Origin of the sequence: Sedimentibacter acidaminivorans (genome assembly GCF_017873955.1) — a bacterium.
Classification (GTDB): Bacteria; Bacillota; Clostridia; order Tissierellales; family Sedimentibacteraceae; genus Sedimentibacter; species Sedimentibacter acidaminivorans.
Map to the genome: position 1 here is coordinate 228402 of NZ_JAGGKS010000006.1, position 24572 is coordinate 252973.

The 24572-nt window shown below is 31.0% G+C and carries 16 protein-coding genes and 1 riboswitch; of the genes, 6 read left to right on the top strand and 10 right to left on the bottom strand.

The window, feature by feature from the left end; translation table 11 throughout:
- Positions 1–73: 73 nt before the first annotated feature.
- The 4 genes from nifJ (at position 74) to J2Z76_RS11345 (ending at position 6231) form a co-directional block, all read left to right on the top strand.
- Positions 74–3595, top strand: a complete 3522-nt coding sequence (gene nifJ, locus J2Z76_RS11330) for a pyruvate:ferredoxin (flavodoxin) oxidoreductase (RefSeq protein ID WP_209512169.1) — start codon at positions 74–76, stop codon at positions 3593–3595.
- Between the two features lie 127 nt (positions 3596–3722).
- Positions 3723–4367, top strand: a complete 645-nt coding sequence (locus tag J2Z76_RS11335; RefSeq protein ID WP_245210422.1) for a GntR family transcriptional regulator — start codon at positions 3723–3725, stop codon at positions 4365–4367.
- 48 nt (positions 4368–4415) lie between these two features.
- Entirely contained in the window at positions 4416–5870 is a 1455-nt protein-coding gene (locus J2Z76_RS11340; RefSeq protein ID WP_209512171.1) for a 4-hydroxyphenylacetate 3-hydroxylase family protein, read from the top strand.
- Positions 5871–5952: 82 nt separating this feature from the next.
- Positions 5953–6231 (top strand): hypothetical protein, encoded by a 279-nt coding sequence (locus J2Z76_RS11345; protein WP_209512172.1) that lies wholly within the window; start codon positions 5953–5955, stop codon positions 6229–6231.
- Positions 6232–6261: 30 nt separating this feature from the next.
- Here the strand turns inward: J2Z76_RS11345 and J2Z76_RS11350 are convergent, their stop codons facing one another.
- The 6 genes from J2Z76_RS11350 to J2Z76_RS11375 all read right to left on the bottom strand — a co-directional run bounded on the left by J2Z76_RS11350 (position 6262) and on the right by J2Z76_RS11375 (position 14346).
- Positions 6262–7158, bottom strand: coding sequence for a DMT family transporter (locus J2Z76_RS11350; RefSeq protein WP_209512173.1), 897 nt, complete (start codon positions 7156–7158; stop codon positions 6262–6264).
- 50 nt (positions 7159–7208) lie between these two features.
- Positions 7209–7709 carry an SEC-C metal-binding domain-containing protein gene (locus J2Z76_RS11355; protein ID WP_209512174.1) on the bottom strand — a complete coding sequence of 167 codons (501 nt, stop codon included), beginning with the start codon at positions 7707–7709 and terminating at the stop codon, positions 7209–7211.
- A 211-nt stretch (positions 7710–7920) separates the two neighbouring features.
- Positions 7921–8898, bottom strand: a complete 978-nt coding sequence (locus tag J2Z76_RS11360) for a C-terminal binding protein (RefSeq protein ID WP_209512175.1) — start codon at positions 8896–8898, stop codon at positions 7921–7923.
- 23 nt (positions 8899–8921) lie between these two features.
- Positions 8922–10643, bottom strand: coding sequence for a dihydroxy-acid dehydratase (gene ilvD / locus J2Z76_RS11365; RefSeq protein WP_209512176.1), 1722 nt, complete (start codon positions 10641–10643; stop codon positions 8922–8924).
- Positions 10644–10784: 141 nt separating this feature from the next.
- Positions 10785–11477, bottom strand: coding sequence for a FadR/GntR family transcriptional regulator (locus J2Z76_RS11370; RefSeq protein ID WP_209512177.1), 693 nt, complete (start codon positions 11475–11477; stop codon positions 10785–10787).
- A gap of 247 nt (positions 11478–11724) precedes the next feature.
- Complete coding sequence (locus J2Z76_RS11375; RefSeq protein WP_209512178.1) at positions 11725–14346, bottom strand: phosphodiester glycosidase family protein; 2622 nt, start codon at positions 14344–14346, stop codon at positions 11725–11727.
- Between the two features lie 362 nt (positions 14347–14708).
- A riboswitch (SAM riboswitch) is annotated at positions 14709–14804 on the top strand.
- Positions 14805–14895: 91 nt separating this feature from the next.
- On the opposite strand from J2Z76_RS11375, the gene metK reads away from it, so the two are divergent.
- Positions 14896–16074 (top strand): methionine adenosyltransferase, encoded by a 1179-nt coding sequence (gene metK / locus J2Z76_RS11380; RefSeq protein WP_209512179.1) that lies wholly within the window; start codon positions 14896–14898, stop codon positions 16072–16074.
- 69 nt (positions 16075–16143) lie between these two features.
- Complete coding sequence (gene malQ / locus J2Z76_RS11385; protein WP_209512180.1) at positions 16144–17625, top strand: 4-alpha-glucanotransferase; 1482 nt, start codon at positions 16144–16146, stop codon at positions 17623–17625.
- Between the two features lie 45 nt (positions 17626–17670).
- On the opposite strand, the gene J2Z76_RS11390 is transcribed toward malQ, so the two are convergent.
- Genes J2Z76_RS11390 through glgD form a run of 4 tightly spaced genes read right to left on the bottom strand, consistent with a single transcriptional unit; the run spans position 17671 to position 24554 of the window.
- Positions 17671–19494, bottom strand: a complete 1824-nt coding sequence (locus J2Z76_RS11390) for a glycoside hydrolase family 13 protein (RefSeq protein WP_209512181.1) — start codon at positions 19492–19494, stop codon at positions 17671–17673.
- Between the two features lie 33 nt (positions 19495–19527).
- A complete protein-coding gene (locus tag J2Z76_RS11395; RefSeq protein WP_245210423.1) occupies positions 19528–21957 on the bottom strand; it encodes a glycogen/starch/alpha-glucan phosphorylase in 2430 nt (809 codons plus the stop codon).
- A gap of 11 nt (positions 21958–21968) precedes the next feature.
- The gene (gene glgA, locus J2Z76_RS11400) at positions 21969–23408 is read right to left on the bottom strand and encodes a glycogen synthase GlgA (protein WP_209512182.1); all 1440 of its coding nucleotides are present in this window, start codon (positions 23406–23408) and stop codon (positions 21969–21971) included.
- Positions 23409–23435: 27 nt separating this feature from the next.
- Positions 23436–24554: a glucose-1-phosphate adenylyltransferase subunit GlgD gene (gene glgD / locus J2Z76_RS11405; protein WP_209512183.1), complete on the bottom strand. Its 1119-nt coding sequence runs from the start codon at positions 24552–24554 to the stop codon at positions 23436–23438.
- Positions 24555–24572 lie beyond the last annotated feature (18 nt).

The window sequence follows — 24572 nt, forward strand, 5'->3', positions numbered from 1 at the left end:
ATATTTTAAAAAAATTAACTAATAAACTATTTTCTAATAAAATAAAATTAAATTATGAAAGGAAGTATATTATATGAGTAATCGCAAAACTCAAACAATGGATGGTAATACAGCGGCAGCATATTCTTCATATGCATTTACAGATATGGCAGTAATTTATCCTATTACGCCATCTTCACCAATGGCTGAATCAATTGATGAATGGGCTGCTGCAGGGAGAAAAAATATATACGGAAACAAAGTTGTTGTAAAGGAAATGCAATCAGAAGGAGGAGCTGCGGGTGCATTGCATGGTGCACTGCAAGGAGGGGCATTAGCTTCTACCTATACAGCTTCACAAGGATTATTGTTAATGATTCCTAATATGTATAAAGTTGCAGGAGAATTGCTTCCAGCAGTTTTTCATGTTAGCGCACGTTCGTTAGCATCAAATGCACTTAGTATTTTTGGAGATCATCAAGATGTTATGTCTACACGTCAAACAGGATTTACACTGTTGGCATCTAGTAGTGTACAAGAATGTATGGACTTAGGAGCAGTAGCTCACTTAGCTGCTATTAAATCAAGAATACCCGTACTTCACTTTTTCGATGGTTTTAGAACATCTCATGAAATACAAAAAATAGAGATGCTAGAGTATGGTGAATTAGCAAAATTAGTAGATATGGAAGCAGTCAATAAATTTCGTGATAATTCACTTAACTCTGATCATCCAGTTCTTCGTGGAACAACTCAGAATCCAGATATATTTTTTCAAACTAGAGAAGCAGTTAATAAATTCTATAAACCAATACCTGACGTAGTACAAAATTATATGGATGAGATTAATAAGTTGACTGGAAGAGATTATAAGTTGTTTAATTACTATGGTTCTCCAAAAGCTGAAAATATAATTATCGCTATGGGTTCAGGTTGCGATACAATAAGAGAAACGATTGAATATTTTAATGCACAAGGTGAAAATTATGGAATGTTGGAAGTACATTTATATCGTCCCTTTTCAACAAAACATATGTTAGAATCAATACCTGAGACTGTTGAGAAGATTGTAGTGCTAGATAGAACAAAAGAACCTGGAGCTCCAGGAGAACCACTTTTCTTAGATGTTAAAAATGCATTTTATGGCAAAGAAAATGCACCATTAATTGTTGGTGGAATATATGGGCTTGGTTCTAAAGAGTTTACACCAGCAAATGTAATGGAGGTATTTGATAATTTAGAAAAAGAAGAGCCATTAGATGGGTTTACAGTAGGTATAGTGGATGACGTAACTAATAAATCTCTTCCAGCATATGAGAAAAAAGTTAACCCATCGCCTAAAGGTACAATTGCTTGTAAGTTCTGGGGACTTGGATCAGATGGAACAGTTAGTGCAAATAAATCTGCGATAAAAATTATTGGAGATCATACTGACAAGTATGCACAAGCATATTTTGCATATGATTCTAAAAAATCAGGGGGACTAACAGTATCACATTTACGATTTGGAGATGAACCAATACATTCACCTTATTGCATAAATGCAGCTAATTATGTTGCTTGTCACAATCAGTCATATGTTTATCAGTATGATTTAGTTAGTGATATTAAAGATGGCGGTACATTTTTATTAAACACGGTATGGAATATGGAAGAGTTGGAAAAAGAACTTCCAGCTTCAATAAAGAGAAAAATAGCTGAAAAAAATGTAGATTTCTACACAATTAATGCAATAGATATTGCAAAAAAATTAGGGTTAGGTAATAGAATTAATATGATTATGCAATCAGCATTTTTTAAACTGTCAGGTGTTATGCCGTTAGAAGATGCTGTTGAATATTTAAAGGACGCAGTTATAAAAAGCTATGGTAATAAAGGACAAGATGTTGTTGACATGAACATGAGTGCCATTGAAGCTGGTATAAACTCTCTTGTTAAAATAGATGTTCCAGATAGTTGGAAAGTTGCTGTAGATGAATTAAAAATAACCGAAGGAATTCCTGAATTTGTAAAAAATATAATGATACCAATGAATACCCAAAAAGGTGATTCTTTACCTGTAAGCGCATTTAATGGAGTAGAGGATGGAACATATCCAACAGGTGTTTCTCAATACGAAAAGCGCGGAATAGCAATAGATGTACCTTACTGGGATGTAAATAAATGCATTCAGTGTAACCAATGCTCATTTGTGTGCCCACATTCAGTATTAAGACCAATGTTATTAACGGAGGAACAGGTCGCTGCAGCTCCAGAAAAAATGGAAGTAAAAGATGCTATAGGATTCAAAGGTAAAAAATTCTTTATGGGATTCTCCGCTTTAGATTGCACAGGATGTGGTAATTGTGTTGATGTTTGTCCAGCCAAGGAAAAAGCGCTTGTAATGAAGCCACTTTCAGATAAAAAAGAGGGATTAAGTAATCAATGGAATTATGTAAAAGATTTAGAACTTGATATAGTTGAAGAAAAACAAAAATCAACAGTAAAAGGAAGCCAATTTAAACAGCCATTATTTGAGTTTTCAGGAGCTTGTGCTGGTTGTGGTGAAACGCCATATGCAAAATTGGTTACACAGTTATTTGGAGATAGAATGGTAATCTCGAACTCTGCAGGTTGTACTACAGTATGGGGTGGGTCTGCACCATCTATTCCATTTAAAAAAGATAAAAAAGGGCATGGTCCAGCTTGGGGTTTCTCATTATTTGAAGATAATGCTGAGTATGGGTACGGGATGCATTTAGGTGCCCAAACAGTACGTAATGCAATTTTAGATAGAGTAAAAGAACAACTTGAAAAAGGCGTAGAAAAAGAACTAGAAGAAGCAATGCAAGAATGGGTTGATGGATTCTCTGTATCAGAAGGAACTCGCGATAGAGCAGATAAATTGACGAGTGTATTAGAACAATATAAAAATAAAACTGAACTGAATGAAATTTACAAAAGGCGAGATTCATTTGTAAAACAATCTAATTGGATATTTGGTGGAGATGGATGGGCTTATGACATTGGATATGGAGGATTAGATCATGTGCTTGCATCAGGAGAGAATATTAATATATTAGTTTTTGATACGGAAGTTTATTCCAATACAGGTGGACAATCTTCTAAATCAACTCCAACTGCAGCTATTGCAAAATTTGCAGCTTCAGGCAAGCGAACAAAGAAAAAAGATCTTGGAATGATGGCAATGAGTTATGGATATGTATATGTAGCACAAGTAGCTATGGGTTCAAATCAAGGTCAAACACTTAAAGCTATTTTGGAAGCAGAAGCTTATCCAGGTCCATCGTTAATTATTGCTTATGCACCTTGTGTTAATCACGGTATCAAAGGTGGTATGGGAAAATCACAAAGACAGGCAAAACGTGCTGTAGAATCAGGATATTGGTCATTATATAGATTTAATCCAACTTTGAAAGACCAAGGCAAAAACCCATTCATATTGGATTCAAAGGATCCAACAGCAAGTTTTGAAGAATTTCTTTTAAGTGAAGTAAGATATTCATCACTCTTAAAACAATATCCTGATACTGCTAAAGAATTGTTTGAAAAAGCTGAAAATGATGCAAATGAAAGGCTAGAAAGCTATAGACGTTTAAGTAAACAAGAATATTAAAAATTCTCAAGATTGATTTATAATAGATTTTAATATATAATAGTATAAAGTCATACAATTTTTGGTATTTAAAGAAATATTTTATATTAGAGGTTTGAATAAAATGAAAAACATATTACCCCCAAAAATGAGTTTGAGTCAACAGTCTTATGAACAGATTAAAAAAATGATTTTGCATCTCGAAATAAAACCAGGTGAGCGAATACCTGAAGAAAAAATTTCCGAAATAGTTAATGGTAGTAGAACACCTGTGCGTGAAGCATTACGAAAATTGGGTGATGAGGGTCTAGTGACAATTTACCCAGGAAGATATTCTGAGGTAACTTATTACAACAAAGAGACTATAAAAGCAATTGGTGAACTTCGCTTAGCTCAAGATCTTCTATCGTGTCAATTAGCAATAAGGCATGGATCTAATTCAGACTTTGCTATGTTGAAACAGGTATCAGAAGAATGTGAAATGAGTGCTAAGAAAGGTGATGTTTATGAGCGTATTGCATTTGACTTAAAGTTTCACCTTGAAATTGCAAAAATTGGAAAGAATGAATTGTTGATTCAAAATCAAGATAAGCTATATTTGAAGATTCATCTTATACAAATATCTAAATATACAAATATTGATGATAGCATATCGCAAATAAAAAAACATAAAGATATTATTCATGCTTTATATGAACGTGATTATAAAAAAATAAAAACTTTAGTATGTGAACATCTAGAGGAGTTCTATGACATTGATCAAGAAATTATTAATATGTATTTAAATAATTAAGTTTTATATAAAAACGATAGACTAATTTATTTTGGAAGGATGATTATTATGGGTTTAATGACTGGTAAAGAGTATATAGAAAGTTTAAGGAAATTGAAAACTAGAGTATATGTTTTTGGAGAGATAGTAGAAAATTTTGTAGATCATCCAATGATCAGACCATCAATTAATTCTGTTGCAATGACATATGATTTAGCTCATGATTTACAGTACGAGGATTTAATGACAGCGACATCAAATTTAACAGGTAAAAAAGTCAACAGATTTTGTCATTTGCATCAAAGTACAAATGATTTAATCAAAAAAGTTAAAATGCAAAGATTATTAGGTCAAAAAACAGCATCATGTTTTCAAAGATGTGTAGGTATGGATGCATTTAATGCAATTTGGTCTACTACTTTTGAAACAGATAAGAAATATGGTACTAAATATCATGAAAATTTTAAAAAGTATTTAGAATATGTTCAAGAGAATGACTTGACGGTTGATGGAGCTATGACAGATCCTAAGGGAGATAGAGCATTATCTCCAAGTCAGCAAAAAGATCCTGATATGTTTGTTCATATAGTAGAAAAAAGAGAAGATGGAATTGTAGTGAGAGGGGCTAAAGCTCATCAAACTGGTTCTATAAATTCGCATGAACATTTAATTATGCCAACTATAGCAATGAGAGAAGAAGACAAAGCATTCGCAGTATCATTTGCAGTTCCATCAGATGCAGAAGGAGTATTCATGATTTATGGAAGACAATCATGTGATACTAGAAAGATGGAAAAAAATGCAGATATAGATCTAGGAAACAAAAATTTTGGCGGGCAAGAAGCATTGGTTGTTTTTGAAAATGTATTTATTCCTTGGGACAAAGTGTTTTTATGTGAAGAGTATGATTTTGCAGGGATGATGGTAGAAAGATTTGCTGGATATCATAGACAAAGTTATGGTGGATGTAAGGTTGGTGTTGGCGATGTTCTTATTGGAGCAGCAGCTGTAGCAGCTGAATACAATGGAGCAGCAAAAGCATCTCATATTAAGGATAAACTAATAGAAATGACTCATTTAAATGAAACATTGTATTGCTGTGGTATTGCATGCTCTGCTGAAGGGTCACAAACAGAAGCAGGAAACTATCAAATAGATAATCTTTTAGCAAATGTATGTAAACAAAATGTAACTAGATTTCCATATGAAATAGTTAGATTAGCAGAAGATATTGCTGGTGGATTAATGGTAACTATGCCTTCGCAAGCTGATTTTGATTCTCCTGAAATTGGAGAATATTGTTATAAATATTTTAAAGGAAATGCTAATGTTTCAACTGAAAATAGGATGAGAATACTGAGATTTATAGAAAATATGTGTTTAGGTTCATCAGCAGTCGGTTATAGAACAGAATCTATGCATGGTGCTGGATCTCCACAAGCTCAAAGAATTATGATATCTAGACAATCAAACCTAGAACATAAAAAAGAACTTGCAAAGAAGATTGCAGGTATACAAGAGTAATTCTCAATTACTATATTGCCTATTAATATAAAAAATGATATAATATTATTTAAAAATAATGAATATAGAAAAGTGATAAATGATGAATATATGTTTAAAGTATTGCGGTGGCTGCAATCCTAGATATGATAGGAAAAAAATAGTAGAGTATCTTAAAAAAGATTTTGACGATATTAATATAATTTTACAAACTGATAACAATGTATGTGATTTTGTAGTAATAATATCAGGTTGTATGAGCTCGTGTGTAAATCATGAAAATATTGAAGGAAAATATGGTAAATTTGTAATTAGGGATTTTAATGATTATGAAGCTTTAAAGTCGATTTTATTAGCAACTGTGAAAAATAGATATAAATAATCATAAATGTTTAAAAGACAAAACGACAAGTTAATTTGATATTAATTTGTCGTTTTCAACTTTTTTATCTCTCACTAGAGTAAGTATTAAAACTGCTATCAAAATTAATATACACCCTACTATATTTTTAAAGGATAGAATTTCATTTAAAAATATGACTCCCAATATAACACTTGTAATAGGTTCAAACATTCCTACAATAGCCGTTATAGTTGAACCAGCATTTTTTATAGCAACTGCCATTAATGTATTTGCTAATACAGATACAAAGATTGCAACCAAAATTGTGTAAAACCATCCAAGTATAGACATACTAAAAACTAGCTTACTTGTAATTATCCCAAATATAAAAAGCAGTATAGTTGATATAATACAAAGATAAAAAGAAATTTTAAATGGGAACATTGTATTTATACCGCTTTTATCCATAAAAACTATAAATGAAGCATAGGTTATTCCAGAAATAAGGGCAATAATTACACCTAATATACTTCCTGAAAAATCACCTTCAAAAAATAATAAAATACCAATTGTAGATAGTATTAATGCTGTAAGTTTTTCTTTGTTAAGTTTTTCTTTAAAAAAAATGACACATGCAGATGCTACGAGTACAGGATATATATAGTGTATTGTAGTAGTCATGCCTACAGAGATGTAGTTATAAGCACCATATAAAGTCAGTGCTGTTAAGACTGGTCCTAAAACACCTAGAACAGTTAAATTTTTAAGTTCTATTTTAGTAACGGATAATGGAATTTTATTAGTCTTTAAAATTACAAAAAGCATAGGTAGTGTAAGGAGGCTTCTATAAAATGTTAATGAAAATGAATTACTACCTTCAACATAAGATAATTTTCCCAAGATAGGAGTAAAACCATAGATAAAAGCTGCTAAAACAGCACATGTGATTCCTTTTTTTTTGTTCATTCTACTGCCCTCGGTTAAAAAGGGGAAATACTAGATTCCCCCAAAATATATTATTTATTACCACAGCATTTTTTATATTTTTTTCCTGAACCACATGGACAAGGATCATTTCTTCCAACTTTTTCACCTTTTACAACAATTTTTGATCGATTGAAATCTTTTTTTATTTCTTTTCTTTTTTCTTCATCAAAAATGTTGCTCCATTCATTTAAGCCATATAACCAATCTGCCTTTGCATCATGCATATTCCATAGTAGTTTTTCAAAATCAAATTCAGCCTTAATTTCTGATTCTTCAGTTAAATCTTCTAAAACTAAAGGTTCCTTAAAGCTTGTATTTGCTCCGTCTAAGAATCCAACAAACTGTTTATTTGTCATATTATATTTAGTAGCTAAATCTTTTAGAATTCCTTCGATAACTGGATTATTTGTTTCAAGTACTGATTTGTAACATTCAGCTTCTTTACCCATGTATTCTTTCCAAAATTCTTCATAATCACTTTGTGTATTAATGTTTTTTAAATCTTCATCCCACTCTTTATATAAACTCATGGTTGACCTCCGTAATTTTATAATACTAAGATTATTCTATCAGAAAATAATAAAAATTCAAGATAAATATTATTGATGTTACTTTTTAGGCTTTTCAAGTTATATAATGTTATCTATGATTAATAGGGTTAATTCTCATTATAAGTAAGATAATTGTAGGATTATTATATAGTTACAACATTTTTAAGATTTATCATTGTTAAAAATCACCTTATAAATCTTTTTTATTAACAGCATTATAAGGTATTTCATTTTTAATTAAAACATCAATGGCGGAATATGCAACTTTTTTATGTTGTTCATAGGAAGCTTCTTCTGAATTATAAGCAGTGTGTGGGTTAATAATTAAATTTTCATATTTGTAAATTTCATTGTTTTTATCTGTAATAGGTTCAATTTCAACAACATCTAAGCCAGCTGCTTTAACTTTGCCACTGTCTAGGGCTTCAAGTAAATCATTAAGATTTATTATAGAACCTCGGGCAGTATTTATAATTAAAACACCATCTTTCATCTTTGCTAAACTATCCTTGTTAATTAAATGCTTTGTTTCGGGAGTTAGTGGAGTATGTATAGATATTACATCCGCTTTGGCATAAAGTTCATCTAGCGTTACTCGTTTAACATTTAGCTCTTTAAATAAATTATCAGGGGAGAAAGGATCATAGGCAATAATGTTCATTTCAAAACCTCTCATGTACTTAACAAACATTCTTGCAACACTTCCAAAACCGATTAATCCTAATGTTAAAGAACTTATCCTATTTATAGGATAACCATAGTTAGAGTTCCAATTTCCATCCCTTACATATCTATCAAAAAGTGTTACTTTTCTGCATAAATCAAGTAATAATGCCATAGTGTGTGTGGCTACATCAGGCTGACAATAATCGGGTAAATTACAAACGACAATTCCTTTCTCCGTAGCTGCATTTACATCAACGGAGTCATATCCTATTCCATATCGCACTATAACTTTACAATTATCTAATTTATCAATAAGCTCTTTATTCATTTCAACATAAACCAACCCAATACCATCTGCATCTTTTGCAACTTCAACTATATCTTCAACGCTTTTGCACTCTGAAATTATGCATTCAACACCGTATTGTTCCAAAATTTCCTTCTCAATATTGAAATTACTTCCTGCTAATTCATGACTGTCAAGAATTACAAATTTGCTCATATTAAACCTCCAATAATTTAATTTTAGTAACCTGCACCCTTCATTGCTGATAATGCAGAAGTAGTATATCGTTTAAATAGTCCTTTTCTATGTGGCCTCTGTATAATACCATCTTTAGCTCTTTCATTAAATACTCTATCAACTTCTTCAAGTGATGTTTCAATCCCGTTTATTCCTACAACATTTAATGAACGTTCATGAATGTTATATTCGATTATGTCGCCGGTGGCAACCCATGCTAATGGACCTCCTGCGGCGGCTTCAGGGGAAATGTGACCAATCGCAGCTCCTCGAGTGGCACCTGAGAATCTACCATCAGTTACTAATGAAACTGTACCATTTAGACGTTTATCACAAACAATTGCTTCTGTTGTCATTAGCATTTCTGGCATACCATTCCCACGAGGGCCTTCATAGCGAATTACAATTACATCACCTGAATTGATATTTCCTTGAACAACTGCATTGTATGCATCTTCCTCACTGTTATAAACCCTTGCAGTTCCTTTATGAACAAGCATGTTTTCGGTACAAGCAGAATACTTAACTACAGAACCTTCTGGAGCTATATTTCCCCTTAGAATAGCAATTGAGCCAATTTCCTTTGCCTTATCTAGTGGAAAGATTACATCTTCACGTTTAAGTCCATAGTTAGACAAATAACCTAAATTTCTATCAAAGAAATTATCTTTTTCTAAATCCTTTAGATTACTGCCTAAAGTTTTCCCTGTAACAGTCATAACATCAAGGTTTAAATAATCCTTAAGCATAAATTGTACCATTGGAATACCTCCAGCGAACCAAAAAGATTCTGTCAAGTGTTTACCGCTTGGGTTAACATTTCCAATATGTGGTATCTTGTGATTGATTTCATCAAATAATTCAGGAGTTAATTCTATACCTAACTCTAAAGCTATTGACGGAAGATGAATTGTTGCATTAGTAGATCCACCAATAGCTGCATGTACTATAATAGCATTAACGAACGCTTCTTTTGTCAATATCATGCTAGGTGTAATGTTTTTTTCTACTAACTCCATAATTTTTCTACCAGCTTGACGAGAACTACGAAGGATGTCAGTCATAGTTGCTGGCATAAGAGCCGTACCAGGCAAGGCTAAACCAAGAGCTTCTGCCATACACTGCATAGTGCTGGCTGTACCTAAAAATGTACATGCTCCAGCCGATGGGCATCCTGTTATTTTATAATCTCTAATTTCTTGATTTGTTATATCACCACGTTTTTGACGTAGTGATATATCGCCTGTACCTAGTGATGTTGTCATATTTGGTCCAACCCTCATACTTCCACCTGGTATAAATATCGTTGGTATATCAAGTCTAGCAGCAGCTTTCAGATGTGCTGGTATAGATTTATCACAGGAAGATGTCAAAATTATGCCATCCCATGGAAAAACAGAACCATGAACCTCTACCATGTCGCAAAGCGCTTCTCGAGAAGCTAATACATAATTCATACCATCGTGCCCTTGTGCACAACCATCACAAATGTCAGTGGCATGGAATTGTGCAGGAAAACCACCTGATTCGAATACACCGTATTTAACTTGTTCTGTAAGTTGATTTAAATGAACACTGCCTGGATGACTATCTCCAAATACATCATCTACTAATATTTGTGGTTTTTTAATATCTTCTTCGTCTAATCCTGAACCAAGTTGTAATGCATCAAATTGTGCCCATAAAAGCCGTTCAGGAGCACTTTTTTGTTTTATGTTACCCATAATCAAACTCACCTCTTCTAATTAATGTTAATAAATTTAAAAAAAATAATTCTATGTATAGTTATGTAGGACATAAAATTTTAGATGACAGTTGACAGTTGTCATACAAGATAAAATGAAAAAATTATTATCTTACTTACCTTAATGACAATACTTTTCTAAAATAATCTTGTTATCTAACATGTGTTCATCCATTATTTGTCTTACTTTCTTTGAATCGCGTTGCTTTATAGAATCTAACAACAATTTATGAAAATAAAGGCCGGCAGAGTTACCTTTTTTAAATACAACTTTTTTCATAGCGTTATATAAAACATCATATATTATGTTAAATATCTGTATAAACAAAGAATTTTTTGTTGCATTTGCTATTATCAGGTGGAATTCAAAATCTGCTTTTGAGAACATTTCTAAGTTATCCTTATAAAGTTCCATTTCTTTATAGCAATTTTCAAGTTTTAGTATATCATCATCTGTAATTTTTCCTGTGGCTAGTTCAGCAACTACACCTTCTATTGTTGTACGAAACTCCAATACCTCTTCTAATGAATCTTCTCCTAGGTATGCCATTGGAATAATTGTATTCATGTATATGCCCGCTTCAGCTTTCTTTACAAAAGAACCCTCACCAACTTTTGTTTCCAGTAGGCCTAGAATTGTTAATTTTTGTATTGCTTGACGGACAGTAACACGACTAACTCCAAATGCGTCAGCCAAATAATTTTCGGATGGAATTTTTTCTCCTTGTTTCCACTCATTATTTAAAAGTTGTTGTTTAAGTTGTTCAAAAACTTGTTCGCTGACACATGATTTCTTAACCTGATTAATAGCCATTGTTCTTTTACACTCCATTTTATTTGATTTAACAAATCATAAGAATTATTTTTTATTTTAAATTATCATGAGTATTATTTGTAGGCTGTCCTACAAGTAATACTATTATACAAATTAAATTTACTAATGTCAACATTATCTAGAGTAATTTTATTATAAAGAGTATGAGTTTATAAATTGAAAGAACTATCATAATCGACAGTTCTTTCAATTTATATTAGTGATATCACGTATATACTAAAATTTTTTAGTTTTTATATGATACTGTATCACCTACTACTCCTAATTCAAAACTATCATCATAGGTAATGTATCTTATGCCGTTTTCAATACTTGTTAGAGCATTATCACCTTTCCAAATTACATAAATTTTATTATTTGCGGATGCTTTTTTTAGAATATCATTTAGCACTTCAACTTCCCGTTGGTCCTTTATAGTATCAAAGCTTGCATTCATAGATAATACTAAAACTTTATCTTTAAAATTTGATAAGCTTTTAATGTTATTCCACATGGTTGTGTTGCTTGCACTCATGGTTCCATTAGTGATTATGCCATCAAAATAAATTATTTTGCCGTTATTGTTAATGACATTTCCATTAGAAGAGACTATTTGTGACTTATCAGTTGATATAGTGAGTTTTTCATCATAGTCAGTAACTTTTACTACTTCTAAAGAATCTTTAAACTCTGTTTCTTGTTTTAAATTAAGTTCCTTATCATTTGGTTCATACATCAGTCTTAAATTATCAATATATATAGTACCTGCATCTTTTTGAGTTTCATTTATTTCAGCAAGGTATATGTTGTCAAGTGTTATAGGATATGCTGTACCCACAGGTATTTTTGCAGTGACCCATTTCCATCCTGTCCAGTTTACTTCGTCAGCAAATGTAATTTTACTTTGAGTTCCATAAACATCAGTTATTCTACATCTTAACCAGTGGTTTTTACCATCACCATAAACCCACATACCGATACCTTTAGGTTTATCTTGTAGCTTTATACCTTCTCCATTTTCACCAAAATTTACAAATGCTATACTTTGGTCTGTCATTTTGGTGAAATCATAATTAAGTTTTAATGCATTATAGCCTTCCTTTACATAATCTTTAGTGATTTCAAAACTTCCATCTGAAACTTCTGGATAAAGAGAAAGTTTAAGGTTCTCTAGTTCTTCAAATCTGTTGAGGGTTTTCATTTTATATCCAACTTTAACTTGAATATTTTTAACAGCATTGCCAAAAGTTGCTGTAATTGCTCCAGTATTGCTAATTTCACCAGCAGTTAATACACCATTTTCAACTTTACCAATTCTATTTCTGTATGAATATTTAATATAATTAGAAGGAATTATAGCAGTTTTCCCATCTTTATCTATACCAACTATATCACCTAATTCATAGGTTTCACCATATTCAAGAACCAATTCATCTGTTTGGAATGATAAAGCTACAGGGCTATCTAAAACGTCAATTTCAACATTGTTTGTAATATCTTTATAATAAGCTGTAATTATAGCTTTTCCTGATTTTTTAGGTATGAATACATTGTTTACAATTGTTCCAGCGTTAGATGGAGATACTTCATATTGTATATTTGACTTATCAACATCCATTTGTGCAAAATAATCATTGTAACCAAGAACATCAAGTTGAAGTTCTGTACCATTAAAAACCTTATTGTTAGAAGGTGCAACTTTAATTGAACTAACAGTGTTGCTTTCTGGTGCTGTATTAAAAATACCAACTCCTGATGCAATTTTTCTTTCTCTACCATCTGAAGGAATATTTACAACTGTAACATTTGAGTTTCGTAAAAAATCAACACCCATTGTAGTAGAACCGCCACCATCCATATTGACAGCAGTATAAGCACCTAAACTAAACATAATTTGTGCGAGTTCAGTTTGTTTAACCCCAACATAATCTTTATTTCTACCATCTATCGTTACAAGAATCATTTCAGTATTGTCCTTATTAAAACCAATACATGTACGAGGGTGTGTTCCTAGTACTTCATCACTTATATCATTTACTTGACCATTTTTAACTAAGTAATTTAATCCACCTACTGCCCATTCAATATTATCTGGATTGAAGTCAAGTTGTATATCTATTGACGTTGGATTTCCAGGTACAAAAGAATTAATAAGTTGTTGTCTTGTGGTTGCATTTGTACTTGCAATTATATATCCATCTCTTGGTATTATTGTAGAGGGTTGATTTAATCTGACCTCTGATACAAAGTTGTTCACTACTACAACCTCAACTATATCCTTGTTTCCATCATATCCAACTGACATGTTGTTCCAATCTGACGTTAATACTGCAGGTCCATAGTCTAATGTTGATGTTTTATTGTAAACTACAACATCAAAAGCAGTGCTATCTGTTCCGTATAAAGTTATTTTAGGATTCCAAAGAGATACATTAACAGTACCGTCCAATAAACGAGAAATTGTTGGATATCCATAGCTGTAAGGTAGTGGAGAGGTAATAACCTTTCCTTCCTTTATCAATGCTCCATATGTATACGTAGGGTCTCCCATGTAAAAGAAATCACCATTTACTCCTGCTACGGCTCCAGCAGATTTTAGCATTGAACTAAGAGAAGTTCTGTTAGAAACGCCCTTGTCACTTGTAATAGGAGCTACTTTAGTATATTCGTCTGTTAGATTTGCACGTATAACATTAATGTTCATCCAACCTTGAGATGTAAATTTCTCGATGTTTTCATATGTAATACCGCTTGAAAGCCTAGTTTCTTTTGATAAATCATATACTGTATATAAATTGCTCGCTAACGCTGTAGATGTAAACATAAGCATTAGCGAAACTGAAAATGCAGCTATTTTTTTCATAACCATAATAAATTATTTCCTCCGTTAGAATCATTTTATTTTAAATTTCATACTATAATTGTATCATTAGATGTATTTATTATATCATAAAGCAAGCCAGAAAACGGCTTGCATCACAACGATTCAATAAATACATCAAGACAAAGACTTATGTCTTTGTATCATTAACTGTATTTATTATATCATATATTATATATATTTTGTTATGTATTTATTTAATTCTTATAGCAAAATATAGTAATATAGGGTTATATGGTACTAATTAATAGACGAAATAAATAGTATTTAAGTTCCAAAAAAAATTGTAGAATTAGATGCATATTTAATTGACAATGAAAAAACTATATGTTATCATGTAGCCATGATAATCCTTATCAAGAGTGGTGGAGGGACTGGGCCCTGTGAAACCCGGCAGCCTGTTTAGTTCAAGGTGCCAAATCCCGCGGATTTCCGGAAGATGAGGCTATAAATTTTGACAGATACCTCTTCTATGGAAGAGTTTTTTTAGTTTATAATACAGGAAATATTTATGGAGAATAAGAAAGGACAAATTAAATGAAAAAATGGTTATTTACATCTGAATCAGTTACAGAAGGACATCCAGATAAAATGTGTGATCAAATATCTGATAGCATTTTGGATGCAATATTGGAACAAGACCCTAATGGAAGGGTAGCGTGTGAAACAAGTACTACTACTGGTTTAGTATTAGTTGCTGGAGAAATAAGTACTAATTGTTATATTGATATTCCTAAAATAGTTAGGAAAACAGTGGAAAACATAGGCTATACAAATGCTGAATTTGGTTTTGATTATAAAACATGTGCAGTAATTACTGCTATAGATGAGCAATCAACAGATATTGCTATGGGAGTAGATACAGCAGCAGAATATAAAAAAGACCATCTTGACATCAATGATATTACAGGAGCAGGGGATCAAGGTATGATGTTTGGTTATGCATGTAATGAAACTCCAGAATACATGCCTATGCCAATAAGTTTAGCTCATAAATTATCAAGAAAACTATCTCTTGTTAGAAAAGATGGAACACTTGATTATTTAAGACCTGATGGGAAAACACAGGTTACAATTGAGTATCATGATAACAAACCAGTTAGAATTGACACAATTGTAATTTCAACTCAGCATAATCCTGACGTCGAAATAAAAACTATTGAAAAAGATTTAAAAGAGCATGTAATTAAAACTACAGTTCCTTCAGAATTAATTGATGAAAACACAAAATATTATATTAATCCAACAGGTAGATTTGTTATTGGAGGACCACAAGGTGATTCTGGTTTAACAGGTAGAAAAATAATAGTAGATACCTATGGTGGGTATGCAAGACATGGCGGTGGAGCGTTCTCTGGAAAAGATGCAACGAAGGTTGACCGTTCAGCAGCTTATGCAGCTAGATATATTGCTAAGAATGTTGTTGCAGCAGGACTTGCTGATAAGTGCGAAGTTCAGCTTGCTTATGCAATAGGTGTTGCAAAACCTGTTTCAATAATGGTTGATACATTTGGAACAAACAAAATTGAAGAAGAAAAAATAGAGAAAGCAATTAGTGAAAACTTTGATTTAAGACCAGCTTCTATAATTGAAAAATTAAATTTAAGAAGACCTATATATAAACAAACAGCAGCATATGGACATTTTGGAAGAAATGATTTAGACCTTCCTTGGGAAAAAATAGATAAAGTTGAAGCTTTAAAAAATTATTTATAATATAAAAATAAACTATAGACAAAAAGATTACTGGAAAATATTCAGTAATCTTTTTTGCAGGAGAAATAAATGTTTAATAGAAGTGCAGGAATACTTCTTCCAATAAGTTCATTACCATCAAACTATGGTATTGGAACATTTGGTAGAGCCGCATATGAGTTTGTGGATTTCTTAAATAAGTCAGGACAAAAATACTGGCAAGTATTGCCTTTAGGACCTGTATCATATGGGGATTCTCCATATTCACCTTTTTCCATTTATGCAGGAAATCCATATTATATTGATTTAGATATATTAATTGAAGATAGTATATTATCAAAAGAAGAATTAAAATCTTTAGATTGTTGTTATTATGATGAAAAAAGCATTGATTATGAGAATTTGTTCTATACAAGATTTAAGGTACTAAAAAAAGCTTATTATAATGCAAATAAAAAATATAAAGAAGAGATATCAAGTTTTGTAAAATCCAATAATTGGGTTTGTGAATATGCTTTGTTCATGTCCTTGAAGTATAAAAATAATCAATTGCCTTGGAGTGATTGGGACAAATTAGAATCTGAATTAAATTCAAATACTATTAGTTTAGTAAAGATAGAATTAAAAGAAGATATAGATTTTTGGATATTCCTACAATATTTATTTTATAAACAGTATTTTAATTTAAAAGAATATGCTAATGGAAAGGGAATTAAAATAATTGGTGATATACCTATTTATGCTGCAGAAGATAGTGCAGATGTATGGGCTAGTAGCAATGTTTTTTTAATGGATCATAATAAAATTCCAATCAAAGTAGCAGGTGTGCCCCCAGATGCATTTTCAAGTGAAGGTCAGTTGTGGGGTAATCCTGTATATAATTGGGAATATCTCAAAGGAACATCTTATAGATGGTGGTGTGACAGAATTATATGGACACTTAAATTATATGATGTAGTAAGACTTGACCATTTCAGAGGATTTGATGAATTTTGGGGAGTAAACTATGGTTCACCAAATGCAGTTAACGGTCTTTGGATGCCAGCTTATGGATACGAACTATTTAAAAAATTAAAATTGTATTTTGAAGATGTAAAAATTATAGCTGAAGACTTAGGGATTATAACAGACAGTGTTGTAAAACTAAGAAATAATTATAAATTTCCTGGAATGAAGATTTTTCAATTTGCTTTTGATGGAAATAAAAATAATCCATATTTGCCTAATAATTATGAAGATAATTCAGTAGCATATACGGGAACTCATGATAATGATACTTTATTAGGTTGGTATGATAATCTAAATGACAGTGAGAAAAAAGATGTTCTTAATTATCTAGATACAAAAAAAGATGACAATATCAATTATAAAATCATTAATTCTTTATATATGAGTAAATCTAACCTATGTATAATTCCATTGCAGGATTTTTTATGTATAGGTTCCGAAGCTAGAATAAATACACCCTCAACAGTTGGGGGTAACTGGGTATGGAGAGTAAAAAAAGAAACCTTAACAGATGAATTATCTGAAAAAATAAATAATATGGTTAACAAAAGCAAAAGGATTTAATATTACAAGAAAATATATAACATATTTATATACAAAACTAATTATTTATGTCAATTTTGTTTTTTTTGAGTTACCTGAACATAGTATTATATAACTATTTTCTTTAATTATAAATTCATTACCTATTTGCATTGTAGAATAATTTTTTATTTTTTCCATTGAATTTAAAATTATAGGTTTATTAGAAAGGTTTATTCCAATTATTGTTTTTTCTTTTTCATTGTATCTTTCAAAAATAAAAATACTTGTATCATGGGAAATGCATTTGTATTTTCCGTCAATAAAAACAGGACTACTTTTTCTAAGTTTAGATAAAAGTTTATAGTGACTTAAAATTTCGTTATTTTCTTTACCCCAAGGGAAACATCTTCTATTAAAAGGGTCTTTCCATCCTTCTATACCTACTTCATCACCATAATAAATGCATGGTACACCAGGTAGTGTCATTTGTAAAAGGGATGCTATTTTTAATAACTTAATGCCATTTGATAATTCTTTATTTGATAACTTAGAAATTGCCATATCATTTTTGTTGTCAGGTGTGGTTTCGCTTCCTAGCTGTGTTATAATTCTAACAGTATCATGAGTACCTAAAATGTTCATAAGGCAATGCATAGACTGGGCAGGGTATTTTTCTGATATCATATTCATGACCTCATAAAGTTTTGTGCAATCCTTATTTTTTAAATAATAAATAATTGCAGTTCTTAAGGGATAATTAGTTACTGAATCTAATTGATTACCACAAAAATATTCCTTTAGCTTATCATAGGAGAATTTATTTGAAGCATCCTCCCATACCTCTCCAATAATTACTGCATCACTTTTTTCTGATTTAACCGATTGTCTTAATTGATTTAAGAATTCGTTTTGCAATTCATCGGCTACATCTAATCTATAGCCTCTTGCTCCTCGTTTTAGCCAGTATTTTAAAATTCCTTCTTCACCTACTATAAAATTTATGTAGCTTTGATTAGTTTTATTTAAAGTAGGTAGTGTTTTTATATTCCACCAGCAATTGTAGTCTTCACTCCAATTGTTAAAGGTGTACCACTCAAAAAATTCAGAATCCTTACTTTGATAAGCACCGACTGATTTATAGTTGTCATATTTATTAAAATATACACTATCATCACCTGTATGACTGAATACACCATCTAATATTATGGATATACCATAATCCTCAGCACTTTTGCATAAATTTATGAAATCATCTTCGCTACCAAACAGAGGGTCAATTTTTAAATAGTCACCTGTATCATATTTATGGTTTGAATGAGCTTCAAATATAGGCGATAGATAGATAACTGTTACTCCAAGACTGTGTAGGTATGGAAGTTTATAAATGATTCCATTTATATTGCCTCCAAAGAAGTCATTATTTAGAATTTCCCCATTTTCATTAGGCTTATAGTATGGGATGCCACCCCAATCATTTCTTATAATGATGTCGTCATTTTTCTCATTAGTATGATTTTTATAAAATCTATCAACAAATATATGATATATAATATCTCCTTTTATCCATTCTGGCGTAGTATAATCTTCTTTGAAAATCAATAATTCATTTAATTTTGTATATGGTTTTATATTATTACTATTCTCAAATTCAAACGAATAAAAGTAATTTCCGAACTCTTCTATACAAAATTCAGTTCCATATATATCATAATTTTTTTCTGTACTAATCCATTCTAAGATTAAACTTTTGTAGGGGTATTTATTAAAATCTTCTCTTTTTTCTATTATTAATTTTGGTATGCAAAGAAAATCACGTTTAATATATATTCTTAACGTGATTTTTTCATTTTCTTTTACTGCTCCTTGAGGATATCTAAAAAGTTCAGACTTGCTATCAAATATAATCATAAAATCCCCCTTGTATTAATCGCTCAATAATTTTTATTCTATTGGTTCTATGTTCCATATTTTTTTTGAGTATTCCTTTACAGTTCTATCTGAAGAGAATATTCCAGCAGAAGCAATATTTATAAGGGACATTTGGTTCCACTTCATTTTATTATTGTAGTATATCTGAGATGTTTTGTAGTGTACATTCATGTAGTCTTCAAAATCTGCAAAGCACATATAAGGGTCACCAACGCTTTCTACGCCAAGCAAGTATTTAGATATTGATTCAAATGATTTACCGTTTATTCCCTTGTTTAGAAAGTCAATTATTTTTCTTATTTTTTTATTTTGTTGATAATAAGTAACGGAATTATAGCCATTTCGCCAAAGTTTTTCAACTTCATAATCTTGCATTCCAAAAAGAAAGAAATTTTCTTTTCCAACTTGTTCTAATATTTCAATATTGGCACCATCATATGTTCCCAGTGTCAATGCTCCATTGAGCATAAACTTCATATTGCCCGTACCGCTGGCTTCTTTGCCTGCTAAGGAAATTTGTTCACTAATCTCACCAGCTGGTATGATGATTTCTGCTAAACTAACTGAATAATTTTCTATAAAAACTACATTTATATACTCCTTAATTACAGAATTTGCATTTATGAAGTCACTGAGTGTACATATTAAATGAATTATTTCTTTTGCTCTATAATAACTTGGAGCGGCCTTTGCTGCAAAAATAAAGGTTTCTGGTAAAACATTATCTGTCTTGCCTTCTGTAATATCAATAATAATACTGATTATCCTAAGAATATTTAGAAGTTGTCTCTTATATTCGTGAAGTCTTTTTGCCTGTATATCAAATATAGAGTCAGGGTCTACTATTATATTATTTTTCTTATATATGTAATCAGTAAGCTTTAGCTTATTATTATATTTTATTTCATCAATTTTTAATAGAACATCTTCATTATCTTTATATTTTTTTAATAATGATAAGTTTTCAGGATTTAAATAGTAACTTGTTCCAATTAAATCGTTTATGAGATTTTTTAATTCAGGATTTGCTTGGTTTAACCATCGCCTATGAGTTATTCCATTTGTTATATTTGTAAATTTATTTGGATTGTATTCATAGAAATTTTTAAATATAGTATTTTTTAATATCTCAGAGTGAAGCTTTGCTACACCATTTATAGAATGACTACCTACTATACTAATGTTAGCCATATTTATTTTACCATAAGAGAATAAGGACATTTGGTTTGCTTTATCCATTTTTCCACTATATTTATTTGACACATCATGCATGAAACGTTGGTTAATTTCCTGAATAATGGAATATATTCGTGGTAGTTTAGTTTTAATAGTTTCTATTTCCAATGTTTCTAATGCTTCTTGCAAAACAGTATGATTGGTATATGATACAGAGTTTGTAACCATGTACCAGGCTTTATCCCATGGACAGAAATATTCATCCATGAAAATTCGCATTAATTCTGGTATAATCAATGCTGGGTGAGTATCATTAATATGTATTGCGACTTTATCGCAAAAATTGTCTAGGGTGTTGTATTTCTTATAATGGTCATTAACAATATTTTGTGCGGAAGCTGATACAAGGAAATATTGTTGCTTAATTCTTAAAATTTTTCCTTCAGAGTGGTTATCAGCAGGATAGAGGATTTTTGATATAGCTTCAGCCATTGAATCTTCTGACAATGCTTTAATATATTCACCTTGGGAAAAGAGGTTCATATCTATACTTTTTAGACTACGTGCTTCCCAGAGTCTAAGTAAGCTTACTCCTTTGCTTTGATAGCCTGAAATCATTACATCATAAGGTATAGCCTCCACTTCTGTAGTATTTATATGCTTAATAATTAATCCTTCATTAGTCCATTCTTCTTTTATTTCACCATCAAAATTAACAACAACTCTTTCTTCTGTTCTAGGAACTAGCCATATATCAGAAGTACTAAGCCAGTCATCAGGTAATTCTGTTTGCCATCCTTCTATTATTTTTTGTTTAAATAATCCAAACTCATATTTAATTGAAAACCCCGTAACAGGATAATTTTGTGTTGCTAATGAATCTAAAAAACAGGCTGCAAGTCTACCTAAACCACCATTTCCTAATCCAGGGTCTTTTTCGATTTTATATAGATCGTCTAGGTTTACATTATACTTTTTTAATGATTCTGAAACCTCATTTTCTAAATTTAAATTAAATAAGTTATTTTTCAAGGATTTTCCTATTAGAAATTCCATGCACATGTAATAAACTTGTTTTTTTTGATTTGTATCAATTTCCTGTTTAAAATTATATCTCTTTTCTAGTAAAATTTCCCTCATAACAATACAGAGGGCTCTATAAATTTGTATATCAGTTGCAAATTTAGGAGCTATGTTCCAGTAGCGGGAAATTACCTCATCAATTTTATTATTAATATGATTTTTATTCATTGTTTTTTCTGTCATAAAGTGCTCCTTTATTTATCGGTTAGGTTGATATACATATTATGGTATTCTTTTGCCGAATGATTCCAGCTAAAATCCTCGGTCATTACAGAATAAATTAGTTTAGTCCAATCATCTTTGTTCTTATAAACCTCAAGAGCTCGCTTTATTGTATCAATTAACTTTTCAGGGGTCTGCTCATAAAAAGTAAATCCATTGCCCGAACCTAGACTACAATCATGAATAGAGTCCTTTAATCCACCAGTTTCTCTTACAATTGGAACAGTACCATATCTAGAAGCTATCATTTGAGCAATACCACATGGTTCACTAATAGAAGGCATGAGTAAAAAATCAGACCCAGCATATATTTTTCTTGCCATATCGGAACTAAAGTCGATTCTAGCTGCAACTTTATCATGATATCTTTCCTGTAGTGATTTGAAATATAGTTCATAACTTCTGTCACCTTTTCCGAGAATTATAAATTGTACTTTTTCTCTTAAAATTTCTTCAATTCCACTAGTTACAAGGTCCATACCCTTATGTTTAACAAGCCTTGATATTATGGATACAACAGGAATGTCTACGTTTTGAGGGAGTCCAACCATTCTTTGTAAATTAGTTTTATTGTTATACTTATTTTTTAAATTATTTATATTATAGTTTTTAAATAGAGACTTATCTGTTTCGGGATTATAAAAAGTTGTATCTATTCCATTTAAAATACCTTTAACTTTTGTAGAATTTCTTTTCAATATAGGTGCAAGCCCGTGTGCAAAATAATCATCAAATATTTCTTCTGAGTAACTTTTACTTACTGTACTTACTATATCACTTGATTCTATAGCACCTTTTAGAAGGTTTACTGAACCATTATATTCAACTATGGAAATTTCGCTGTTATATAAATCAAAAACATCTTCTACAATTTTCAAGTCATAAATTCCTTGATACTCGATGTTATGAATAGTGATTATAGATTTGATTTTATCATATCCGGGATATGTTGAATATTTTGATTTTAAGTATACAGGAATGAGTGCTGTCTGCCAATCATTAACATGTATTACATCTGGCATAAAATCTATAATACTTAATACATATAGTACTGCCTTTGAAAAGAAAGCAAATCTTTCCCCATCATCAAAATGCCCGTAGCAATCATCTCTTTTAAAATAGTATTCATTGTCTAAAAAATAATATGTTACGTGGTTAACAGTAGTTTTAAATATTCCACAATATTGTTGCCTCCATGATAATGGTATTTTAGCACTTGCAACAAATTCGAAGTTGGTTCTATCTGTTATTCCTTTATATAATGGAAGTATAATTCTAATATCAGTATCATCTTCATACATTTCTGTCAATGATTTTGTTAAAGAACCTGCTACCTCTCCTAAACCTCCTGTAGCAATAAAAGGTGTAGCTTCGGCAGTTGCAAAAAGTATTTTTACTTTATCTTTATTCATTTATATCACTCCTTGTATTTGTAATTATTATACAATTGAATATCTTTTTATAAAAAAAGGACAATTAGAATACCCAAGTAGGACACGGTCATCATTTATCATAGCGTATGTATCAGTTATAATTGAATCTAGTTGAGTGTTTTCTCCTACAGTTGTATGCTGCATAAGAATTGAATTTTTTATGACGCTATTTTTTCCAACTTTTACACCCCTAAAAATTATACTATTTTCAACATATCCTTCAATAATACAACCGCTGGCTATTAGAGAAGTTTTCGCTTCAGCGTCCTTACCATATTTAGTAGGTGGTGAATCCTTTGTTTTCGTATATATAGGACCAGTTTTCGCGTAGAAGAGACTGTTAAGCTTATCTCTATGAAGAAGTTCCATGCTATGATTGTAGTAGCTTTTTAGAGAATCAATATGAGCGTAGTAACCAGTATATTCATAACAATAAATTTTAAAGGCACTTACTCTTGATGCAAGAACATCATAACTAAAATCTTTATAATTATGTGCAATAGCATCATATATTAACTTTTCAAGAAAATCTTTATTCATTACCCAGGTATTTAATGAAACATTATAATTGCCTTCTGTTATAGGATTAACTAATATGTCGTTTGCCCTGCCGTCATCGTCTATTTCGTATAAAGTTTTATGGACTGAAGTATCTCTTTCAATGTTAGTTTTTGTATACACAGCTGTTATTTCTGAATCTTTTTCAATATGATAACGAATCACATCGTTGTAATCTATGTTATATATCATATCACAGTCTGAAAGTATTACATATTTTTCCTTTGAAGAAGATATGTAGTGCAAAACTCTTTTTAGTGCATCGAGTCTACCTTGAAAAAGACCATGGTTTTCTCCTAGAGCATATGGTGGGAATATTAGTATACCACCTTTTTTCCTTGACAAATCCCAATCTTTACCCGAACCCACATGTTCCATTAGTGAACGATAATTACTTTTTGTAATAATACACATTTTATTTAAACCAGAATTAACCATATTAGATAAAGTGAAATCTATTAATCTATACCTGCCGCCATATGGTATGGCTGCAACAGATCTGTGTGATGCAAGCTCAGTCATATTCCAATCTTGCATGTCTGAAAAAATAATTCCTAAAGCATTCATTTTAATTCCTCCTTGTTA